The 23643-nt window shown below is 49.1% G+C and carries 16 protein-coding genes and 1 pseudogene; 7 read left to right on the forward strand and 10 right to left on the reverse strand.

What is annotated here, in order from left to right; translation table 11 throughout:
- Nucleotides 1–14: 14 nt before the first annotated feature.
- Complete coding sequence (locus AC2215_RS27735) at nt 15–881, forward strand: fructosamine kinase family protein (RefSeq protein ID WP_486813277.1); 867 nt, start codon at nt 15–17, stop codon at nt 879–881.
- Nucleotides 882–944: 63 nt separating this feature from the next.
- Here the strand turns inward: AC2215_RS27735 and AC2215_RS27740 are convergent, their stop codons facing one another.
- The gene (locus tag AC2215_RS27740) at nt 945–1922 is read right to left on the reverse strand and encodes an AraC family transcriptional regulator (protein ID WP_486813278.1); all 978 of its coding nucleotides are present in this window, start codon (nt 1920–1922) and stop codon (nt 945–947) included.
- A 166-nt stretch (nt 1923–2088) separates the two neighbouring features.
- Here AC2215_RS27740 and AC2215_RS27745 point away from each other — a divergent pair, with 166 nt between their 5' ends.
- Together AC2215_RS27745 and AC2215_RS27750 are read left to right on the forward strand one after the other, a co-directional pair.
- Complete coding sequence (locus AC2215_RS27745) at nt 2089–2955, forward strand: NmrA family NAD(P)-binding protein (protein WP_486813279.1); 867 nt, start codon at nt 2089–2091, stop codon at nt 2953–2955.
- A complete protein-coding gene (locus tag AC2215_RS27750) occupies nt 2948–3430 on the forward strand; it encodes an anthrone oxygenase family protein (RefSeq protein WP_486813280.1) in 483 nt (160 codons plus the stop codon). Before AC2215_RS27745 ends, AC2215_RS27750 begins: the two co-directional genes overlap by 8 nt.
- Before the next feature lie 11 nt (nt 3431–3441).
- Here the strand turns inward: AC2215_RS27750 and AC2215_RS27755 are convergent, their stop codons facing one another.
- The 7 genes and pseudogenes from AC2215_RS27755 to pap form a co-directional block, all read right to left on the reverse strand.
- Nucleotides 3442–3621, reverse strand: coding sequence for an alpha-hydroxy-acid oxidizing protein (locus AC2215_RS27755; RefSeq protein WP_486813281.1), 180 nt, complete (start codon nt 3619–3621; stop codon nt 3442–3444).
- A gap of 269 nt (nt 3622–3890) precedes the next feature.
- Nucleotides 3891–5234, reverse strand: a complete 1344-nt coding sequence (locus tag AC2215_RS27760; protein WP_486813282.1) for a dihydroorotase — start codon at nt 5232–5234, stop codon at nt 3891–3893.
- A 157-nt stretch (nt 5235–5391) separates the two neighbouring features.
- On the reverse strand, nt 5392–6162 hold the full coding sequence (locus tag AC2215_RS27765; RefSeq protein WP_486813283.1) for a creatininase family protein: 771 nt from the start codon (nt 6160–6162) through the stop codon (nt 5392–5394).
- Between the two features lie 839 nt (nt 6163–7001).
- Nucleotides 7002–8705, reverse strand: a complete 1704-nt coding sequence (locus tag AC2215_RS27770; protein ID WP_486813284.1) for a protein adenylyltransferase SelO — start codon at nt 8703–8705, stop codon at nt 7002–7004.
- 44 nt (nt 8706–8749) lie between these two features.
- Nucleotides 8750–9220: a hypothetical protein gene (locus AC2215_RS27775; protein ID WP_486813285.1), complete on the reverse strand. Its 471-nt coding sequence runs from the start codon at nt 9218–9220 to the stop codon at nt 8750–8752.
- A gap of 128 nt (nt 9221–9348) precedes the next feature.
- A pseudogene (metH, locus tag AC2215_RS27780) lies at nt 9349–13023 on the reverse strand (methionine synthase).
- Between the two features lie 214 nt (nt 13024–13237).
- Nucleotides 13238–14725: a polyphosphate:AMP phosphotransferase gene (gene pap, locus AC2215_RS27785; RefSeq protein ID WP_486813286.1), complete on the reverse strand. Its 1488-nt coding sequence runs from the start codon at nt 14723–14725 to the stop codon at nt 13238–13240.
- A gap of 632 nt (nt 14726–15357) precedes the next feature.
- On the opposite strand from pap, the gene AC2215_RS27790 reads away from it, so the two are divergent.
- Nucleotides 15358–18006, forward strand: a complete 2649-nt coding sequence (locus AC2215_RS27790; protein ID WP_486813287.1) for a CHAT domain-containing protein — start codon at nt 15358–15360, stop codon at nt 18004–18006.
- Nucleotides 18007–18086: 80 nt separating this feature from the next.
- Here AC2215_RS27790 and AC2215_RS27795 read toward each other — a convergent pair whose 3' ends face one another.
- Entirely contained in the window at nt 18087–18479 is a 393-nt protein-coding gene (locus AC2215_RS27795) for a nuclear transport factor 2 family protein (protein WP_486813288.1), read from the reverse strand.
- Nucleotides 18480–18692: 213 nt separating this feature from the next.
- Between AC2215_RS27795 and AC2215_RS27800 the strand changes: the two genes are divergently transcribed.
- From AC2215_RS27800 to AC2215_RS27810, 3 genes are all read left to right on the forward strand, one after another.
- On the forward strand, nt 18693–19139 hold the full coding sequence (locus tag AC2215_RS27800; protein WP_486813289.1) for a hypothetical protein: 447 nt from the start codon (nt 18693–18695) through the stop codon (nt 19137–19139).
- Nucleotides 19140–19221: 82 nt separating this feature from the next.
- A complete protein-coding gene (locus tag AC2215_RS27805) occupies nt 19222–20796 on the forward strand; it encodes an NAD(P)/FAD-dependent oxidoreductase (protein ID WP_486813290.1) in 1575 nt (524 codons plus the stop codon).
- A gap of 181 nt (nt 20797–20977) precedes the next feature.
- The gene (locus tag AC2215_RS27810; protein WP_486813291.1) at nt 20978–21697 is read left to right on the forward strand and encodes an actin-binding WH2 domain-containing protein; all 720 of its coding nucleotides are present in this window, start codon (nt 20978–20980) and stop codon (nt 21695–21697) included.
- A gap of 230 nt (nt 21698–21927) precedes the next feature.
- Here AC2215_RS27810 and AC2215_RS27815 read toward each other — a convergent pair whose 3' ends face one another.
- Entirely contained in the window at nt 21928–23196 is a 1269-nt protein-coding gene (locus tag AC2215_RS27815) for a glycosyltransferase (protein ID WP_486813292.1), read from the reverse strand.
- Nucleotides 23197–23643: the final 447 nt, after the last annotated feature.

The raw sequence follows: 23643 nt of genomic DNA on the forward strand, positions 1-23643 counted from the left end.
CCCACCGTAAACAGATGTGGAATACGATCGCCGCCCAAATTTCCGAAGCCACGGGAGAAGCCTTTGAGATTGCCGACAGTCGCTCGGTGGGTGGCGGGTGTATCAATCGCGGCAATGCAATTTCTGACGGCAAGCGTACCTTTTTCGTCAAACTCAACCGTGCCTCGCAAGTGGAGATGTTCGCTGCAGAAGCCCTGGGAGTGCAGCAGATGTGGGAGACTCACACCATCCGGGTGCCCAAACCCATCTGCTGGGGAACGGCGGCCGATTCAGCGTACCTCGTTCTCGAATGGCTGGATTTAAACGGACGCGGCGGTTCTGAGGCTTGGATGGAAATGGGGCGACAATTAGCCGCGATGCACCGCCAGGGAACTCGCGAGCGATTTGGATGGGATCGTAACAATACGATCGGTTCTACCCCTCAAATCAATACCCCGACGGAAGATTGGGGGGAATTTTTCCGCGAGTATCGCATTGGCTACCAGTTAAAACTTGCCGCCAGAAAGGGGATGCACTTTAACGGGAGCGATCGCCTCCTCGACAAAATCCCCCAACTCCTCGCGGGACACGAACCGCAACCCTCTCTCGTTCACGGCGATTTGTGGGGGGGAAATGCTGGGGTGACGGCAACGGGAGAACCGGCAATTTTCGATCCGGCCACCTATTACGGCGATCGAGAAACGGATTTAGCCATGACGGAATTATTCGGCGGATTCTCCAGTGCGTTCTATCGCGGTTATAACGAAGCTTGGCCTCTCGATTCGGGGTACGAACGCCGCAAACCCCTCTACAATCTCTATCACATTCTCAATCATTTCAATCTGTTCGGTAGCGGCTACGCCGGACAAGCCGAACGAATGATTCAGCAGCTTTTAAGATAATGCTCGTTATCGATCTTCCCCACACCCCACCCTCGCCGGTAACTGTCTTATGCCGAACTGACGTTAAGATGACTTCTCCCGACGCACTGCCCCCGGAGAAGTCCCGAAGAAGCGCTTGAAAGCATGGCTGAATGCAGCATCGGATTGGTAACCGAGACGATCGGCCAGCTCCCCGAGAGATGAATCTTCTTCCTTGAGCCACGTCAGGGCTAGATTCATTCTCCAGCGGGTTAGGTATTGCATCGGGGATTCGCCCACGAGTTTCTTGAAACGCGCGGCAAAAGCCGATCGCGACATGGCAACTTCCGCAGCGAGAGAAGCAACCGTCCACGATCGCTCGGGATGGCGCTGAACCAGCAGAATCGCACGACCCATTTGTCGATCCTGCAAAGCCCCCAGCCAACCGGGTTGGGACAAGGCGTCTTCTGCCATCCAGGCGCGAATGGCTTGGATGACCAAAATATCCGCAAGGCGGGTAATAATCGTTTCGCCACCGGGTTGCAATTTCCTAGCTTCAGCAGCCATCAAGCGCAACGTACTCTGAATCCACTCCATCTCGGGAGACAGGGACGCACCGATGCAGATTAAGCTTGGCAGGAGTCGCACTAAATCGCGGGCTGCCGGATGCTCGAAGCGAACCGCACCGCAAATCATGCTCGTTGCTTCCCCTCCATTGCCATATCGCAAAATTTCATATCGTTCGCTGACCTGTTCGCGAGGGAGATCGAAGAGTTGTGCCGCCCGAACGCCAGGAGCGCTCAAAAGCAGATGTCCCTCGCCATGGGGGACAAGGGCGAAATCCCCCGGTTGAAGCAGGCAGGGGTCTTTTCCTTCCACTTCAAGCCAACAACGACCGGATGTCACAACATGAAACATCAAGCAGTCCGGTAGCGGAGGTAAGTCTAAACCCCACGGGGCAGTGAATTCGGAGCGAGTGTAGAAAAGACCGCTCATGTGTAGAAAGTGTAGGGCTTCCCCCAGGGGGTCTACGGAAGTCAACAGGATATCTGTTGGATTGGAGTCAGGTGTTCGATGGCTCATCTATCGCCACTGGTAACTGTTATTCCCAACGATATACCACGAGCGCATTTGATCGATTCATCTATTTTTTTAGACGATTAATCATTTTTTAGAGACTTTTAAGTATTAAAAATCCAGTTTTCGATCGCTATTCTGGATTTAAAGCAAAACAAAGCGGAGACGCAAAATGCACAACACCAACCAGAAAAGAGAGCAAGAAAATATGACGCTGGTTCTTGGCGGCACGGGCAAAACCGGTCGTCGGGTTGCGAAACGGCTTGCAGACCGAAACCTGCCGATTCGGATCGGTTCGCGATCGGGAAAACTCCCCTTTCTCTGGGAAGACCCGACGACGTGGGAACCCGTTTTAGAAAACGTCGCATCTGTCTACATCGTCTATTACCCAGATTTGGCAGTACCCGCAGCGGCTGAGGCAATTCAAGCTTTTACCGATTTGGCCGTCAAGCATAACGTTCGCCGACTGGTCTTGCTTTCCGGTCGCGGCGAACCCGAAGCCCAACGATGCGAGCGCATCGTGCAAAATGCTGGCATTCCCTGGACGATCGTTCGCACGAGTTGGTTTTGCCAGAACTTCAGCGAGGGTTTTTTGCGAGAATTGGTCAACGGTGGTGAGGTTGCTCTCCCGGCTGCCGCGATACAGGAACCCTTTATTGATGTGGAGGATATTGCCGATGTTGCGGTGGCAGCTTTAACGGAGGAGGGACATACGGGTAAGCTTTACGAGTTGACCGGTCCGCACCTGATGACCTTTGCCGAGGCCGTTGAGGAAATTGCGAATGCGATCGATCGCCCGGTTCGATATACTCAAATTTCCCCAGAAGCTTTTGCATCGACACTGACGGCACAAGGTTTTCCTGCCGATGCCGTGATGTTGATGAACTATCTGTTTACCACGGTTCTCGATGGTCGCAACGCCTACTTGGCTGACGGCGTTCGGCAGGCGCTGGGTCGGTCACCCCGCGATTTTTCCGAATACGTCCGGCAAGCTGCTGCAACCGATGTCTGGCAACGGGAGGTCGTGCATCATGGTTAACGATCTCTTTTTCGCCCTCACCCTTTTTGCCGCACTGGGTTGCGGATTGATGTCCGGTCTGTTTTTTATCTTCTCAAATACCGTGATGAGCGCTTTGGCTCAACTCCCACCATCACAAGGTATTGCAGCCATGCAAGCCATCAATCGCATCATCCTCAACCCGTTATTTTTTGTCGCATTCCTGGGAACGGCTGCAACTTGCATCACAGTGGTGATTTCCTTGGTGTGGAGGTGGCAGCAACCCGGTACCCTTTATCTACTCATCGGTAGCCTGCTGTATTTGGGGGGTGTGATGGTGGTAACCATTATCTTCAACGTGCCAATGAACGAATCGTTAGATGCCATGAAGCCCGAAAGCATTGAAGCTGGGAATTTGTGGGCGAAGTATCTTGTGGACTGGACGGCTTGGAATCACGTTCGCACGGTGACCGCTCTTTTGGGAACTGCATCGTTTATCTTGGCACTCGTGGTGTAATGTCATAGCAATTAGAAATCACCGACAAGCACGTTCGGAATAAGATCGCAGTCCCCATAAGCTTTAGTGTTACGCCGATAGGTCTGTTCATCATCGACCGCTCCATCAATGTAATTGAAAATTGGTCCTGGCAGTCGGCGTTTCGCTAATTTTCGGAAATCCTGAAAATTGTGACAGTCATTCAATCCCATAAAATACCTCAGTTAGATTTATGTTTACTAGGTAGTCCATACTCTTTCATTTTGAGAAGCATTCAACCTTCACCGCCAGTGTCTAGGGAATGAACCGTTCCAAAATATCTATCCGAAAGCGATCGCTCGGATATCTCTTGACATTACTTTATCAAATCATCTTTATTCATCATTCATCTATTTAGAACTCTGGTCCAGGAAATATAACGCTAAGTTAAGCTGCAACGCGCAGCGTTGTCTGCTTGAACGCTTCGTTATCAAAAAAATACCTATCTCACGCCCTTGAATTCCAATCGTTTTGAGACTCCTGGATACTCAATTAGGTTTTGACCATCAAACACTAATTGACCATTAACCCAAGTACTCACAATGCTGGAACTAAATCTATACCCCATAAAAGGAGACCAACCGCAATGATAAAAGGTATTCTCAGGTGTCACCGTAAAAGGTGTTGACCTATCGACCAATACCAAATCAGCAAAATACCCTTCGCGAATGTAGCCTCGATCGATTACACCATATCGAATAGCGGGATTATGAGCGGTTTTTTCAACTAGCTGAGAAAGAGACATGCGTTTATGAGTTACTTGCTCAAAGAGAGTAAGTAAAGCATGTTGTACTAAAGGCAACCCTGCAGGAGCTTTTGGATAATCCACCTGCTTTTCTTCCCAAGTGTGCGGCGCATGATCGGTAGCAATGATATCAATACGACCTTCGTGCAAAGCTTGAATTAAGGCGGCGCGATCGTCGGCGGACTTAATGGCTGGATTACACTTAATCAGGTTCCCAAGTTCCACATAATCCCGATCGCTAAACCACAAATGATGAACGCATGCTTCGGCGGTAATAGACTTATTAGAAATCGGACCCGGATCGAATAAACTTAATTCCTTGGCGGTGGTAATGTGTAGAACATGTAACTGACTGCCATGACGCTGGGCTAAATCCACCGCCAAAGACGATGAGGCAAAACAAGCTTCAGTATCTCGAATGATTGGATGATCGGTAATAACGACAGGACGATTCAACGCTTCAATGCGAGCCAGGTTTTTCGCGATAACCGGACCACTTTCACAGTGAGTGACAATTAATGTTGGAGACTCCCGAAAAATATCCTCAAGTGCTGTTTTATCTTCAACCAACAAGTTACCTGTTGAAGCACCCATGAAAATTTTTACGCCACAATGTTTATTTGGATCGAGGCGCTTGATTTCTTCAATATTATTTTCCGTGGCACCTAAATAAAATGCATAGTTCGCGATCGAACTTTTCCGAGCGATTTCATATTTACTCTCTAGAGCCTCAATAGTGGTTGTGGAGGGGTTTACATTAGGCATTTCCATAAAACTCGTAATACCACCAGCCACCGCCGCACGAGACTCGCTCGCAATAGTACCTTTATGAGTTAGTCCAGGTTCACGAAAATGCACCTGGTCGTCAATCATTCCAGGCAGCAGATAAAGTCCAGATGCATCAACTACCTCTTCACTCCCAGAGGGTGTTATCGATCTAGAAATTTCTTCTATTCGTTCATTACAAATACGGACATCAGATGAAAACACCTGACCTTCATTAACTAGCTGGGCATTCTTAATCAAAATTTTTCTCGTCATACACCCCCCTTTTTATTTCATGTATATTTTATTTAATCCCTAAAAAACGATAAACCAACCTTTATAAAACCCAATGATAATTTCAAAGCCAAGTTGACGGCATTGGCTCTCACGTCTTCAGGTCTTGCTTGCACATTCTCATTATCCTCAAAATCCATTAAATCTGATACGCCGCCATGTCCTGCAGCAGAGCAATCATGGACTCGACGGCCTCCTCACAAATTTTTTGGCCGTCTTCCTCTGTGGCGATGGTCGCATCTCCTGTTGCGCCTTGGGGGTGTAGGTCTTCGGCCATCCAGGCTTGCTTGGCACCAGAACCATATAGCATCGGGTACAGAGAAGCCTGTTCCAAAGATACAGGCACAAAGTTTTTAATCTCCCTATGGTTTACAAGGTCAGGGTGCAGATGCAGCATCAGGGCGGTCTCTTCCGCGCCACCGTGTAGACCATGGGTGTACTCGGTGTCTTGGTACAGAGTTTTAGCCTTGTATGTCCACCAGTTCACGGGCACCACAAGGGCTTTGTGATGGGCGCGTAAATCTCTGGCAACAATGCGCGCAACGTCGGATTGTCCGCCATGGCTATTGAGCATCAACAGCTTGCGCACCGGGGTACGGAAAACGCTGGCAGCGATCTCACGCCACAATGCCATCACAGTCTCGGTAGATAACGATAACGTCCCATCAAAATTTTCATGCTCGATCGCCTTGCCAATCGGCAAAACGGGCAGGGCGATCGCAGTAATATCATCAGGGACGCATTTCAGGATACCGTGCAGTACGCCGCGTACGATCTTGGCATCAACGCCGACGGGCAGATGCGGGCCATGTTGTTCAATTGACCCCGTTGTCATAATGGCAATTGTGCGCTGTGGATCGAGATCTTTGAAGGCAAAGGTATTAAGATTTTCCCAATGGTGAATGGGCATAGTTTCTCTTATGGTTTGGATAAAAAATACTTTTGTATATTTTATATGGTGTCGGCATTCAAGGTGCGACCGTCCAAAGCCAATCCAGTTAAAATTTAGGGTGAATTACCGACGATTAACCGCCTAGTTTTCTAATTGCGGCTTCGGAATTCATAGGGGATTGCTATCTATCAACAAAATTGATGGCAAGTTTCACATCCCCTCCCTCCGCAGAAGCGCTGATTTCCAACTTTTAAAAAAATATTGACAATGACAATATTTTGGCAATATTGTTTGTCTTTTCAAGCAATAAGCATTCATGAAAAAATGAGAATTAAGCCTAATTTTTTTATAATTCATGAGGTGCTGTGGACGGAACCATTTCCGCCCTTTAAAAGCGCCGTTCCCGATTTAATCAAAGATTACAATAGGGGGATTCTCGGAAATTATTTAGGGCAAGCACCTAGTGCAACGCGATAAAGCAGGAATTTGGGACATTATCACGATATTGCTTTGTATAATAAATATGCCAAATTGAAAAGATAAACTGACTGCGATCTGTAGTTAGGCTTCTCTCTTTTACAGGCTGCGATGTCCGGCGGTCATTTTTCTGCTGTGAGAGTCAACTTATTCTTTGCTTCAACAAGTTAGGTTTTGATGCGTTACGCTATCGCTAACACATCCTACGGAAACTCAATTCTTTGTGCAAAGATGTGGCTGGTTTTGGAATCCCATCCAGGTTAAAGAATCAGTTTTGATGCCCGCCGATCGGCATTCTCAAAGTTTTTATATTGTTGCTGCAGGTACTGATATAGCAAGGACGACTTAAGTTAAGACATGCTATAACTTCCTTGTCGTCATCAAGATGAACAACTATAGTGCGACACGCCACCAACGTCAGAAAATGCGCTAGGTCTTAGACGATAGTATTTATCTTCTACTTCTTGTGATTGCTCATCATAGGGATGGCTAAATACTTCTTGCAACTCTTTAACTAACCTGTAGTCACCCTCCATGGCTTGTTGATAGGCAGGGACAATTAACCACTCTCGCCATGTGTATTTTGGGTTAGTCTGTTTCATCTTTGTTGATATCTCAGCCAAATTGCCCTCATTAATAACAAGGTCGCGCCAGCTTTTTAGCCAAGATTGCCATTGGTCATCAAATTGCTGTGAAGTTTTACCATAGAAGCTCTTTTTCAAGGGTTCCACATCGTCTGGTATGTGGGATAACTCGCGGAATAAAATGGTGTAATCCACATCTGAGTGGGTCATTAACTGCATTAATTTCTTGAATAGTTCTGGATTAAATTCGCTCAAACCAAGTTTGGTCGCCCACATTTTTTGGATTTGTTTTTGCATGGCTTCCGAAAAGCCACGACCTACTCGATCGAACTGTTCTAAAGCGACCGCATCTTCTGCCAGTAAAAGTCTCACAGCTTTCCAAAACATATAATAATTAGCTTCTGCTGCCCTTGGCTGATTGATGAAGGCAAAGTGGTGACCGCCGCCAGTCCAAGGTTGAAACCAAGGGTCAAAAATCTCACAAAACCCAAAGGGTCCATAGTCGAGGGTAAAGCCACCAGCAGCGCAATTATCACTATTAAAATTCCCTTGGCAATAACCAACCCGGAGCCAATTAGCCACCAGTAAAATAAGACGCTGGCGAAATAGCTTAGCCAACTCAACCAATCGATCTGCAAAACCAAGGTTTTGATTAATATCGCTTTTGTATTCTCGCTCAATTAAGTGGGACACGATCGCGCGCAACTCTTCTAATGCTTTTGGATGAGCATTGCTGCGAGCGCGGCGGGCAAATAACTCTAGCTGACCAACCCGCAAAAAGGATGGTGCAACGCGAGTTGAAATAGCCACAGGATCGTCCACCAAAATATCAGGGTCGGTGGAGAGGGAGTCTTGAGAATACCAAGGCCGGGCAACAGTCTCAGATTTAGAAACATACAGCGTCAAAGAGCGCGATGTTGGAACACCTAAGGCGTGCATATAGTCTTGGGCTAGAAACTCACGCACACTTGAACGCAGAACTGCACGTCCGTCGGCACCACGGCAATAAGGCGTTGGCCCACCCCCTTTTAATTGCATTTCCCAGCGCTGACCATTGATGATTCCTTCAAACACAGATATCGCCCGACCATCGCCATAACCATTCCCCGTACCGAATGGACAATTTTGGATATATTCGGTGCCATAAATCGACAGTGCATAACCCGTCGCCCAGCCAATCTGACGCATAGGCTCATGGGCAGCACGGAGATCGCCAGAAAAACAGGAGCGAAATTTCTCATCGAGCACCAGCTTGTCACTCAATCCAAGTTCCTTAAAAAAAGTGCTGCTATGGGCCACATATTCTGGTTCTGCAAGGGGTGTAGGTTGCACGGGTACAAAATGACCCGAAAAAACCTGTCGGGCACGGCGATCGTCACCATCTCTGGTGGCATCAGGATCGGCATTTAAGGTGTCCATCAGAGAGTAATCTGCCAATTGCACAAACTCATCGAAGGTCGTTACGCAGGGGCATGCCGATGGTTTAGATGGATACGACATAGTTGTTAATACCCTTTGTCGGGAAAGATTCAGTTTACAAGATCTCAGTTCTGACTGATTGTTGGAAGTTGTTCATCAAGCCTTGCACTAACTCCTGGCTGAAATTCATCCCAAGTCTTACGTACTTGCTCGTAGCATTGAGGTGGTGTGATGGGTAGGTTTTTCAAGTAAAAGAACGTTGCTCGATCGAAAGACTCCAGCAACAATACAACCTCTGTGGTTGGAGAATAATTATCGACAACTTCCAAGATGTGAGCGATCGTAAAGTTATGGGGCAAAATTGCCGTGTCCGGAGTCGCTAACCAGGCATTCAGGAACGGCGCAAGGCGAGAACGTCCGACAAAATGGGTTTTGAATGATTCTCCGCCAACCCCCAATGTTGGAGAATTTGTGCTACAAACGATCGCGCCGCGCTCGCAACTGAGATGACCGGCCCAAGCATTATAGCCAATGACTAACAAATTACTGGCAATAAAATCTTGATGCCAATTCGATCCATCGTTTATTTCACTCATTAGAGACCTTTATTTTGAAAGTCAATCCAGTTGAAATGTAGGCGGCATGAGCTATGCCGATGCCTAGCAACGATCGAGAAAAATTAGAGGTCGCCTGGATTTGGGCGCGACCTCATTACCGATCGCTCTTACGCACTAAAATATCTAGCGACAGGATGATAGGTGACAAAAGCAGTGGTCGTTTGCTCTGGATAAAGCTGTTCGCTCTCATCGATCGATATTCCAATGCGATCGCATCCCAATAATTGCAACTGTGGCACTTGATCCATCACCGTCGGACAAGCTGGATAGCCAAAACTATACCGAGAACCCTGATACCTTTGGGCTAATACATCGCGAATGTTATCTGGCTCTAAATCCCCATAGCCCAATTCCCGCCGAATCCTGGCATGACTCCATTCTGCCAAGGCTTCCGCCAACTGCACCGCCATCCCGTGGAAATAGAGATAATCGGTGTACTTGTTGTCTTTATAGAGTTCCTGTGCTTTCTCGGTGGCAATTTCTCCCATAGTCACTGCCTGCATCGGCAAGACATCAAATTGATTCTGTTCGACTGGGCGGATGAAATCAGCAATGCATAGGCGACGCCCGGATTTCTGACGGGGGAATGTCCAAGTGACAAACGGGGTTGCTGTTTTGGGTGTTAAGCCCTGCTCGATGACGCTTGGCTCGTAAACATGCACGGAATTTCCGATCGCTGCACAGGGGAAATAACCATAAACGAGAGTTGGCTCCAACCATTTTTCCGTGCGAATTTTTTCCTTCCATTCTTCCAAGATCGGATGAACCTTCGATGCCAGGAACCAATCATATTCCTCGCGAGATTGGTCTTTCGGTTTCCGGAATTGCTATTGGCCAGCGAACAGTGCCTGCAAATCCATGTACCAGAACAGTTCTTCTAAATCTAGATCTCCACTCTGAAGAATTTTCGTCCCCCAGAAAGGCGGCGTAGGACGTTCGATATCAATCTCTACCGCTGTCGAGCGTTCGGTATCGATGACAATGGGTTCATCGGATTTGGACCCATTACCATTGAGTTCTCCATCGGATTTGGACCCATTACCATTGAGTTCTCGATCTGAATCTTCAATCGCCTTGCGTCCCTTTTGGTTAAACTGAGCAAATTCCCCTGTAAAGCCTTCGGTATCCACCCAGGAATGCTGCTCTTTGGCGGGCATCAGCCGATCCATAAAGGTCAAATCAGCAAAAGCATCTTTACCGTAAATGACCTGCCCGTTGTAAGTCTCTTGACAATCGCCATAGACAAATTTTGGGGTGAGTGCCGCACCGCCCAAAATCACTGGGACTGTAATCCCTTTAGCATTAAATGCTGCCAGATTGTCTTTCATAAATGCTGTAGACTTCACCAGCAAGCCACTCATGGCAATACAATCAGGCTGATGCTGCTCATAAGCTTCGACGATTGCCTCAATGGCTTGTTTAATGCCCAGATTGATGACCTTGTAGCCATTATTGGTCAAGATGATATCCACCAGATTTTTCCCGATATCATGGACATCGCCTTTAACGGTAGCAATCAGGAATTTACCTTTACCGCGATCTTCGTCTTCTCCTTCGATTTTTTCCATGTAGGGTTCGAGGAAAGCCACCGCAGATTTCATGGTTTCGGCTGACTGCAACACGAAGGGCAATTGCATTTGACCGGAGCCAAACAGTTCGCCCACAACCTTCATCCCATCCAACAAGAAAGTATTGATAATCTCCAGGGCTTTATGACCCGCATCTAAACCCGCCTTTAATGCATCGTCCAATCCAATCCGCTCGCCATCAATAATATGTTGCTTCAAGCGTTCTTCGATGGGCAAGTCGGCTAAGGAAGGACCCGATCTAGCATCCTTTGCACTCACTCCCGCAAAAATTTCCGTCAGCTTCGTCAACGGATCGTAGGTGCAAATATCTCCTTCAAATTTGCGATTGTCATAAATCAAATCCCGACATATCTGTTGATGTTCTTCGTCAATCTTCGATAATGGCAAAATCTTGGCAGCGGAGACGATCGCCCCATCCATCCCAGCTTTCATCGCTTCATTCAGGAAGACCGAATTTAAGGTGATGCGAGTGGCTGGACTTAAGCCAAAAGAAATATTAGAGACCCCCAGCATGAAGTGAACGCCGGGCAGATTTTCCCGAATCAGTCGAATGGATTCGATCGTTGCTTTGGCATTTTCCCGATCTTCCTCAATCCCAGTTGAAATCGGTAGGGCTAAGGTGTCATAGAAAATTTCATGGGGTGGAATCCCAAACTCGATCGCATCCCGATAAGCCCGTTGGGCGATCTCGAATTTTTTCTGGGCGGTTCGAGCCATTCCCTCTTCATCGATACAGCCGATGACAACCCCCGCGCCATATTCTTTTGCCAGTTCCAATACTTTAAAAAATCGCTCTTCTCCATCTTCATAATTAGTGGAATTGAGCAAACATTTGCCTCCGGCGACCTTGAGACCCGCTTCCATTTTGGTCCACTCGGTGGAGTCGAGCATCAGTGGGAGGGTCGTATTGGTCACCAGTCGGGATACGAGTTCTCGCATATCCCGCTCGCCGTCGCGCCCGACGTAATCTACGTTTACGTCCAGCATATGCGCGCCTTCTTTGACCTGGGATTTAGCGATCGCCAATAACCCATCCCAATCATCTTCATTCAAAAGCTTGCGGACTTTTCTAGAACCACTGGCATTTAATCGCTCGCCAACGATTAAAAAGGAATTATCCTGCTCGTAGGTTTGGGCCGAATAAATGGATGCTGCTGCTGGCGTATAGGAGAGGGGCGATCGAATCTCACCGACGGCATTTTTTCGCACCGAACGCTCTTTTAGTGGGGTGTGTTCCACAGCCTCAGCTAAAGCTTGAATATGTGCTGGGCGCGTACCGCAGCAACCACCGACAACCTGAACCCCATGTTCTGCAATGAACCCAGTCATGGCAGTGGTATATTCTTCGGGGGTCATTTTATAAACTGCCTGACCGCCAATATTTTCGGGTAGTCCCGCATTGGGAATACAGGAAATGGGGAACGGCGAATTTTCTGACAGATACTTAATATGAGAAGTCATCAAATTGGGACCCGTCGCACAATTTAGCCCCAAAATATCAATGGGAAAGGGTTCGAGGATTGCCAGTACCCCAGATATATCTGTCCCCACCAACATGGTTCCCTGGATTTCCATAGTCACGGACACCATTAAGGGGAGTCGCGCACCTTTTTTGGCAAACACCGCCTCAAAGGCACTCAATGCCGCCTTAATTTGCAGAACATCTTGACAGGTTTCCACAATAAAAAGATCGGCTCCCCCGTCATAGAGACCTTCTGCTTGCACCATGAAGCTCGATCGCAATTCATCATAGGTGATATGACCGAGGGTGGGTAGCTTGGTTCCTGGACCGATGGAACCGGCGACAAATCTAGGTTTTTCGGGAGTGGTAAACTCATCTGCACAACTGCGCGCCAACTCTGCCGCCTTTCTACTGATCTCGTAGGCGCGATCGGCTAGATCGTACTCTGCGAGGACTAAGGGGCTAGATCCAAAGCTATCAGTCTCGACAACATCCGCCCCCGCTGCGAGAAAATCGCGATGGACCTTCGCCACTGCCTCAGGCTTGGTGATGACTAAATATTCATTACAACCTTCATATTTCGCTCCACCAAAGTCCTCGGCGGTCAAGTTTTGGGACTGGATGTTCGTTCCCATTGCACCGTCAAAGATCACCACTGGACGATCCCGACTCTGGAGCCGTTCGAGAAATGAAGTCTTTAACTGAGGTTTGGGAGTTTCAATACTTAGCATAGTCGTAATGGTTATAGTTGGTCTCGGACTTCTGCTGCAACCTTGTTATTTTTAACCCCAGAGCAAGTCTATTTAGAAGGCTGGGGAGGTTATTGTGCAAGAATGATAATCATTCTCAAAACTAACGTAACACAAAAATACTTTGTTTTAACCCTCTTTTGTCACTCTAGGCAGAGGAAAAATATAAATAAGGGATTCAGAATACTGCGATCGACTAACGGCGTTTCAACTCATTTTTTATCGCTTCCGTCACCGTTTCGATCGCCTTCACTCGGGCGTAATACTTATTATTTCCCGGGACGATCGTCCAGGGTGCGTTGGGAGTACTCGTGCGTTGAATGGCTTGATTGACAGCCACCTCGTACAGCGATCGTTTTTCTCGATTGCGCCAATCTTCATCGGTGAGTTTGTAGGCTTTAAACGGGTTATTTTGTCGATCGTGAAATCGCTGTAATTGTTCTTCTGGGCTGATGTGCAACCAGAACTTCACCAATACGTATCCGGCGCTGGTGAGTTGTTCCTCAAACTCGTTAATTTCCTGGTAGGCGCGCCGCCATTCGATTTGAGTAGCAAACCCTTCGACCCGTTCGACCAACACCCGACCGTACCAACTGCGATCGAAGATGCCAATCTGTCCGGCTTTGGGGAGATTTCGCCAAAATCGCCACAGGTAGTGATGGGCTTTCTCCTCATCGGTGGGGGCAGCAAATGCACTGACCTGATAGCCGCGCGGATCGAGCACGTCCGTTAACCGCTTAATCGCCCCACCTTTACCGGCCGCATCCCAACCTTCAAAAATTGCCAACACCGGAACCTGCTGCTGGTAAATCTTCATCTGGATTTTCCGCAAATCGAGTTGGGCATCCTTCAACTGCTGTTTGTACTCGTCTTTCGATAAATCCCGCTCTAAATCCACTTGCGCCAGGTAATTGGGTTCCGTGGGGTCGAGATGTTCTTGAGGTGGAAGTTGGGGAATGGGGGCGTTGAGGCGATCGCGATCGAGGGCCGCAGAAATGGTGGCAATGGCTTGGGTGAGTACTTTCACTTGCGCCCAGCGCGGATCGTGGGCTTCCACCAACGTCCACGGGGCTGGACCGGTGCTGGTGTAGGTTATCGCTTCTTCGGCAAAGGCACGGTACTTGTCGTAATTTTTGGCTTGCTGCCAGTCTTCCGGACGGACTCGCCAAGATTCTAAGGGGTCGTCTGCGGCTTTTTTAAGACGCCCTTTCAGTTCCTTGCGACTCAGGTGCAACCAAAATTTGGCGATCGTACAGCCATCATCCACCATTTGCCGCTCGAATGCATTAATTTGCCGCATGACGGTGGGAATCTCGCTATCGGACACCCGCTCGAACAGTCGATCTTCAAGAACGTGGGTGTACCAACTGTGGTAAAACACCCCAAACTGTCCCGCCTTAGGGAGTTGCTGCCAAAACCGCCACAGAAACGGGTATTGTCGTTCTTCAGTGGTTGGCGGCCAAATGTGATGCACGGCAAACCCTCGAGGGTCCATGTATCCGAGCATATTTTTCAAGAGTGCCCCTTTCCCCGTCGCCGTCCACCCTTCGAGAACGACAATCGCCGGTAATTTTTTCTCCCAGCACGCCGTTTGCAATTGGCGCAACTTCATCATGCAGGCTTCGAGTTGCGATTTGTAGCGGTCTTTGTCGAGGGATAGATGGAGATCGAGGGTTTCTAGCATGGTGCGATCGTTTTGATAGATGTAACGTCAGGCGCTCGATAAGAGTGTCTGGCGCTTAGAGGGGTGTGGGGTGTTGGGGGTGGAGTGTCCGGTAACAACTTATGGTTAGGGTCGATGGAGTCCGGTGGGGTTCGAGTTTTTTTACCCAGGACTCGAATCGACATCGCCTTGCTCGACTTTCAAGTATCCTGACTCCGGTATAGAAATTAATTTGATTTTTGATTTCTATAGCAGTTGCCAAGGCGGTTAGGACACGCTGTGTTCTCAAGCTCAAGGCTTGCATTTTCTTCTCTCCCCCAGCGATTGCCAGCGTCCCCTGCTCCCCCAGCTTACCTTCACGATGCCCTAACGGGTCTGGCGGTTGCAATACCAGAGGTCTAAAGGAAGCGACAAAGCCGGGTAGAGCATTTCTCTTGCCTTGAAATTTCAACCAAACCTATATACAGTAATCCGTAGGTCGATCGGGTCAGCAGGTTTTCTCCGGCGGCAATCGTGCGCGAACGCACTCGAAGCCGTCACCAGTCTCCTCAAACGCCCGCACTTCGATATTTCAACGAATTCACTTTATCGATCGCATGGGGCGATCGAGTTTCAGGGTACATCGTCGATCAATCGATGCCACTGGAGAACACATGAAATCAGATCGATCGCGCCTACATCTCGAGGGTAGGCTCAAGTCTCTACTTTTCGCCTCGATTGCCTTGGCCCTGAGCGCTCAAAGTTCTACAGCCTTTGCCCCACCCACCGCACCCCACCTAGATGCGATCGCCGCAACTCCCGATTCTCAAACCCCCACATTCCACCGGGCATCGGGAGAATCGTTACTCGATCGAGGGCGCAGCTTGTATCGAGCCGGACAGTACGCGGAGGCGGCGCGGGTTTGGCAGCAGGGAACGGAAGTCTTTGCAGGCGATCCTCTGAATCGGGCGTTAGCCTTGAACTACCTATCTCTGGCATACCAGCAAATTGGCGCTTGGGAAGACGCAAAAGAGGCGATCGAAAATAGCCTATCCCTGCTCGCATCTGCCGCCAACCCCGAAGCGGCAACCTATGGCAGTATCTTCGCCCAAGCCCTGAATACCGACGGACACTGGCAACTGGTGCGGGGACAGGGGGAAAAGGCCCTGGAACGATGGCAGCAAGCTGCGATCGCCTATTCCGAAGTGGGGGATGAGTTTGGGGCGACGGGGGCGCGCATCAACCAAGCCCAAGCCCTGCAAAGTCTGGGACTCTACGCGAGGGCCACGGAGACGTTGGAGGCGGTTAAAGCCGAGTTGCTGGCTGCGCCGGATTCCGCTCTCAAAGCCACGGGACTGCGCAGTTTGGGGAATGCCCTCCGGGTCATCGGCGATTTGGATGCCTCTCGCGAAGTGTTGCAGCAGAGTTTGCAAGTTGCCCGGAATCTCCAATCGCCAGATGAGATCGCAGCCATTCAGTTTAGTTTGGGAAATACTGCGGTTGCCTTCGCCAAGGGAAATGCCGCCGCCACCTCAGAAATCGAAACGGCCTTAGAGGCGTACGAACAAGCTTCAACCCAGGCCACGTCTCCCATCGTCCAAATTGAAGCCCAACTCAACCAATTGGGGTTGTTGGTGGAAACGGAAGCATGGCAAGATGCTGCAACCTTAACACCAGAAATTGAAGGGCAGTTGGCAGCGTTGCCCCGTTCTCGACGTTCGATTTACGCGCGGGTGAATTTTGCCCGATATTTAGAGGAGTTACCCGAAAACCCCCAAACTTCCCCATTTGAAACGGCAGCAGCTATCCTCGCAACCGCGATTGAAGAAGCCCGACAACTCGAAGATGTTCGAGGGCAATCGATGGCATTGGGGCGGTTGGGGGAACTCTACGAACGCACCGGGCAGTCAGAAATTGCCCTGGATTTAACACAGACAGCCCTTCTCAAAGCCCAGGGGATTAAAGCTTCGGATATCGCCTACCAATGGCAGTGGCAGTTGGGGCGGTTGCTGAATGGGCGAGGAGAAACCCAACAGGCGACGGCAGCCTACGAAGTGGCCATTACAACCCTGCAATCCCTGCGTAACGACTTGGTGGCGATCGAAGCGGGAAATTCCGATGTCCAGTACGGCTTCCGCAAAAGCGTCGAACCGATATACCGCCAGTTTGTGGCGTTACTTTTAGATAGTGGTGGCGGCAACCCGAGTCAGGAAAATTTGAAGAAAGCCCGCAAGGCGATCGAATCCCTGCAACTGGCGGAACTGGATAACTTTTTCCGGGAAGCCTGTTTGGATGCCGAACCGGTAGCGGTGGATGAAATCGATCCCGAAGCGGCGAGTGTCTACCCGATTTTGCTCGACGATCGCATCGATGTTATCGTTTCCCTGCCCAACGCCCCTCTGCGCCACTACAGCCATCGCGTTGCCACCGGCGAACTCGATCGCACCCTTCTCCAACTTCGCCAAGGGTTGGGACGCATCTCGGCAAATCAGCAGGAAGTGAAAGAGCTTTCCCAACAAGTCTACGATTGGGTACTGCGTCCGATCGAAACCGAACTCCAGCAGCAGGGCATCGAAACCCTCGTCTTTATCCTCGATGGCAAGTTGCGCAATATTCCCATGGCAGCGTTGTACGATGGCGAGCGGTACGCGATCGAAAAATACCGCATCGCTCTCACACCGGGACTCCAACTCCTCTCCTCCCAACCCCTCGAATCGGAGAAACTCACCACCCTTGCCGCTGGATTATCGGAAGCACGCCAGGGGTTTACGCCGTTGCCGGGGGTGGAACCGGAACTGACGCAAATTCAATCTCAGATTCCTAGTGAGGTATTGCTCAACGAAAGTTTTACCCAAGAGGCTTTGCAAGCCGAAATGGAGAAATCTGATTTTCCCATCGTCCACATCGCCACCCACGGACAGTTTAGTTCTCAAGCGGATTTGACGTTTATCCTCACCTGGGATGGGGTGATTAACGTCAAAGATTTGGATACGCTACTCAAGAGGCGATCGGATCGTTTTGCCAAGCCGATCGAATTGCTGGTATTTAGCGCCTGCGAAACCGCCGATGGAGACGATCGCGCCGCCTTGGGATTGGCGGGAGTTGCGGTGCGGGCGGGGGCGCGCAGTACTTTGGCAACGCTGTGGCAAGTGAACGATAGCTCTTCTGTGGTGCTGATGGAAGCATTCTACCAGGAGATAACCCAGCCGGGAATCACGAAAGCAGAAGCCTTGCGACAAGCGCAGTTAAGCGTTTTGCAAGATAGTCGCTACCGGATTCCCTATTTCTGGGCTCCTTACGTGTTGGTGGGGAATTGGCTTTGATGGAATGGGGAATGGGAAACGGGTTAGCGTCGGGAGTATGTCACAAACAAAGTCAAGAGGAACCCTAGAGACAATAGAGATTAGCGCTCCGTTTGCGATCGCTCTGTATAAATCGATGGAATATCCCAAGCTTCTGCAATGCAACCGTCAACAATGCGCCACACAACAACCGCATCAAGCTCGATCGCGCGACCTTCTAATGTCATCCGATCTCGAACGTGCGTAACGACCAATTCATCTCCCATGGGAGTAATTGAAAGTGGCTCAACCTCAAAGCTACCATTGGTGATTGCTGCCAGTTTCTCAAAAAAGGTTTGGAGACCGTTTAAGCCAACATAGTCACCCTGAACCTCCGGGAGCTTGGCATTAAAGAAATGCCACACGAACGTTTCTGCAAATAAGTCAGAAGAATTCGTTAATTTTTTAATATCTAGTTTGCTTAATAAATCGACGTTTGATTGTTGAATATTCATTGTTATACACCTCAAAATAACATCGAAACCAAAACAATTTTATTATATCTTTTTTCCTCGATAGCAGTTCGCGCTCTTTCCGTTATTCATTGGCGATCGTCACGCATCGCCAGTCAAACAAGCAAAATATTGTTTTAGACTACAAGCTTAATCGGAGTTTAACTCTAATTTGCCATGTGGTCTGCCTATTCAGATTATTAATCCAATTAAAAAATGAAAGTTTCCAGTTATCTACTTTTGTGCTTATACCTGTTTTATGCTGTTATCAGTTCGTTCCTGTTTGCTTTCTCAGCACCCGGCTGGTCAATGGCGATTATTTTAGTGATTTTGTGTTTTCCCTGTTACCTAATCAATCTTATTCTTATTGCGATCGAAGTCATTAGACATCGATCCAAAAAAATTGAAATTGGCGCGTTCGGATTCTCGATAGTTTTACTGATACAAGGATTAGCCGTGATGACGAATACGGGAGATTATGGAGACGCACCGGGAACTTATTATTTTCTTGAAGAGTTTTGGAAACGTGGGTTACCTGGCGATTTTTTTTACTCTCCAAACTACTTATTCCTCAGCTTCTCTTTAAAAATTTTATATGCGATCGCTCTGACAATCGGAGTCATCAAGATCTTGTGGTTTTCAAAGAGCGCTCAAAGAAAGTAAGCATCAAAAGAAGCTCCACTTAACCTTGCATCGCTATTAACGTTAAGCTATGTAAAGCAATACTGGTTTTCCCCTTCATCCCATGAACCTCACCCCGCAAATCCTCGATCGCACCCCCGGAAACCCCCTTGCCAACCTGCACCGCGCCGACGGGCTGTGGGACGCGATTAAAAACAATAGCACCCCGGTTCCGAACGTTATCCAGAACAGCGAGACTCTCCTCGGCGATACCGACTGGGATGTCATTATCTGCGGGGGAACCCTGGGAATTATCATCGGGGCGGCATTAGCAAAGCAGGGGTGGCGAACGCTACTCCTCGAACGGGGGGTTTTGCGCGGCAGAGAACAAGAGTGGAATATCTCTCGCCGGGAACTCGATGTTTTGCTGGAGTTGGACTTACTCACCGAAGCCCAGCTTAACGAGGCGATCGTCACCGAGTATAACCCTGCCCGCGTCAGCTTTTTCGAGGGTCCCGAAATTTGGGTGCGCGACATCCTCAATATCGGTATCCGTCCCGTGACTCTGCTGGAAATGCTGAAACAAACATTTTTGGCGGCTGGGGGCAAACTCTTGGAGGGGACGGCATTTGAAGGGGCGGTGGTTCACCCCGATGGAGTCAGCGTACAAACTGGGGAAGACGCCTTAAAAGGGCGGTTGCTGCTGGATGCCATGGGGCATTTTTCTCCCATCGTCCGCCAAGCCAGAGGGGGCAGTAAGCCTGATGCCATTTGTATGGTGGCGGGGAGTTGCGCCACAGGGTACGAGAACAACGAAACGGGGGATTTGTTCGCGTCGTTTACCCCCATTCAGCATCAATGTCAGTATTTCTGGGAAGCCTTCCCCGCCCGCGACGGACGCACCACCTATCTATTTACCTATCTCGATGCCCATCCCGATCGCTTCAGTTTAGAATTCTTTTTTGAGGAATACCTGCGCTTGTTGCCGGAGTATCAAAATGTCGATCTCGCCCAACTCGACTTTCAACGGGCGCTATTCGGCTTCTTTCCCTCCTACCGCAACAGCCCCCTGAAATCTCCCTGGAACCGGATTCTGCCAGTGGGGGATAGTAGCAGCAGTCAGTCTCCCCTCAGTTTTGGCGGATTCGGGGCGATGCTGCGCCACCTGAAGCGTCTCAATGAGGGAATTGGGGATGCTTTGCGCGGCGATATTCTCGATCGCGATGCCCTCGCCCTTTTGCAGCCCTACCAGCCGAATTTATCCGTCACCTGGCTGTTCCAACAAACAATGAGTGTGGGGGTGAACCAGAAAATTGCCCCCAATGCCATTAACGAGTTACTCTCAGCGGTGTTCGATGCCATGGCGAAGTTAGGCGATCCGGTGTTGCGTCCGTTTTTGCAAGATGTGGTGCAATTCGGCAGCCTCTCCCAAGCGTTATTCAAAACTTCGATCGACAGTCCTCTAGTGGTGACGAAAGTGATTCCTCAAGTGGGTTTGCCGCCGTTGGTAAACTGGATGCGTCACTACCTCAGTCTGGGAGCGTACAATGCCTTGTTGCCCTTGGGAGAAGCAGTGGCGAACTGGCAAAATGCTCGATCGACCCAGAAAGATATCCAGAAAAATGCCCGAGGGCAATACTATCTCGATCGCTGGATTCAAGCCTGGAAATACGGTTCTGGCGGCGATTATCACGAATAAACTCGAGCGAAAACTTGGGCGATCGAGCCGTATCTTTCGAGCGAAAACGGTAAAGCAAAACGTTCTAGTCGATAAAGTTGATTAAAGTTCATTCAAACTTTAAATGGAATTCGCCGGAATTTGCCTCGAACTTCGTGTAGCTGCTCTACGATTGATATCTTTAGATCTCTTTTCGCTCTCCATGAAAAATACACTAGAACCAAAGTTTCAAGTGACGAGTTACTTTGATACTTTGACAGGGTTGCTTCGCGATCGCCATGGCTTCATGGCTCAAATCAGCCAAGATATTGGACTGAAACAGAAAATTGTCTCTCTTCTCTTCGTTAGCTCGGCGTTCTTTGCCGTTTACGGTTTTATTATCGGCTCGTTTCATAGCGGGATGCAATCGCTATCCTCTGCGGTGAAGCTACCGTCTTTGTATCTAATCACCATGGCAGTTTGCTTGCCAACTCTGTATTTCTTCAATATCTTATTCGGTTCGCGAAAAAGTTTTACGCAGCATTTTGCCATTGTTCTAGCAGCGGTTTCAGCTATTAGTGTCTTGCTTTTTAGCTTCGCGCCAATCTCGCTCTTTTTCCTCGTTACAACACCGAACTACCAATTTTTCAAGTTACTCAATGTGGCAATTTTGGGGTTGACGGGATTTGTGGGGGTGAAATTCTTATATCAAGGAATGCAGCTCATGTCCGAAACTGAAGCGGATGAGGAAGGAAAAGAAAATCGGCAAAAGTTGCTCAAAGGCTGGCTATTTCTGTATGCCTTCGTTGGCAGTCAGTTGGGTTGGACGCTGCGTCCGTTTTTTGGCACGCCCGGAGCCGAGTTTCAGCTCTTTCGAGAAATGGGAGGAAACTTTTACTTCGATATTGTGAATGCAATTTTGAGCGTGTTGGGGTTAAAGTAATTTAAATTCTTCGCAGCCCTGAAAAGGCTCGAAGCGAGCGCAGACGGCTTTTGAATCCCAAAAATCTAGCTTCTTCAAGACCTATTTTTTCTTAACTCAGTCAACGAGCTATAGCACTCAGCATTCAGCAATCGGCATTTAGAGAGCGGCCAAATCCTTCCTATTTCTAGCTTGTATTTTTGATTGGATGTCATAGCTTGAATACGTAGTGCATTGGCTAAGGTGAATGCTTACATGTTCTCGATAATTGCGATCGTATTTCCAATACCATCTTCACGACGGATTCGATCGCTTAAAGCGTTTGCCCTTTGTCGGATTGTTGGATTCGTCGTTACCTCGGTTAAAGCAGACGCCAACCTCTCAACGGTCAATTGCTTCTGGGGAATCGGTTTAGTGCCCACCCCCAGTTCGCGGACGCATTCCCCCCAAAAGGGCTGGTCGCCAAAGAAGGGACAAACGATTGTCGGACAACCCGCACGCAAACCCGCTGCAGTCGTTCCCGCACCTCCATGATGGACGACCGCAGATACCTGGGGAAATAGCGCGGCATGGGGGGCACTGTCAATTTGGAAAATGGTGTCGGGTAACTCTCCCGGATCGAGTCCCCCCCAACCCGTGGCGATGATGCCGCGCAACTTCGCTTTTTGCAAGGCGGCGATCGCAATCTCGGCAACTCGCGCGGGATCTCGACCGGCCATACTGCCAAAACCGATATAAACCGTTGGGTCTGGGCGATTGAGAAATGCCTTCAACTCTGCCGACGGTTCCCAAGGTTCCGGTAAGTCTAAAAACCAAGATCCCGTAACACGAACGCAATCGGGCCAATCTTGGGGGCGCGGCACGACCGCAGTACTGTAGAAGTGGAGGATGGGAATGGGTCGATTATCGGCCGATCGCATGACTCCCGAGGATTGAGGCCACTTCTCGAGACCGAGTACATCCTGACGAAACTCGTCTACTATCCCCCCATAGCTTCGATAACCCATTTGCACCAGTTTGTAGGTGAACCGGTTGTACCCTGGACCCAGGGGTAAATGGGGAAAACCGATGGTGGGTCGTTCGGCGGTGGGGACGAGCATCGGACAAGGCAGGGCCATTGCTGCCGGAATATCGAGCTTCTCGGCAATCGATAGACCACCCAGGACTTTCGGGTGAAAGATAATCATATCCGGGTTTGCAGCTTGCGCGGCCGTCCACGAATCTTCGAGCAATTGCCGATTGATGGACTTTGCATCTTTCATCAACTTGATGGTGGTTGCGATCGCGCTGAATACTCCCGTGCTGTTTTCCATCGCATCTCGGCCGGCATCGGAGTCCATCAAATCGAGTAAGTCATTGGATGCGTAGCCATAGTCCAACCCAAAATCGGTGATAAATGATTCAAAACGGCTGCACGTGCAGACGGTGACCCGATGTCCTCGATTCTGAAGTCCTTTACCCAATGCGACGAAGGGCTGTACGTCGCCGCGCGAACCAAATGTAGCTAATAGTACGTTCATCGACTCAAATTATTCAATATTTACCCGACTAATATCATGGATTTCCGTACATCAATTTATTTTGTCATCTCTATGGACAACAGCAAGTCTGTTGAACAGAAATAAAAAGTCAGTTCTGTTGAATAAAAGAACCACAGTTGCAGATCGTCAAAAAGCAATTTGAGACTAAATAACAGAGGATCGCAAATGAGTCAGCCAACCTCTGTTCGCTATTTTAGTCAGTCAACTGGTCTTAGGTCGGTCGGTGTTAAAACCTTCAGCTGTGTAACTAAATGTAAAATAATCCAACCTCTTTCGATCTCTTTCTAAGTAGGTAGGCGTGGAAAAGTGTAGGTATGTAAAGATAAGTAAAAGTGAAGTCAAAAATCGGAGGAGATGCTATTGGGTGCGCGATTAAGAGCATTGCTAAAACCCGAAGAAGAACGAACCCTCTATGAACTGCGCACA

This window comes from Zarconia sp., from assembly GCF_057467645.1.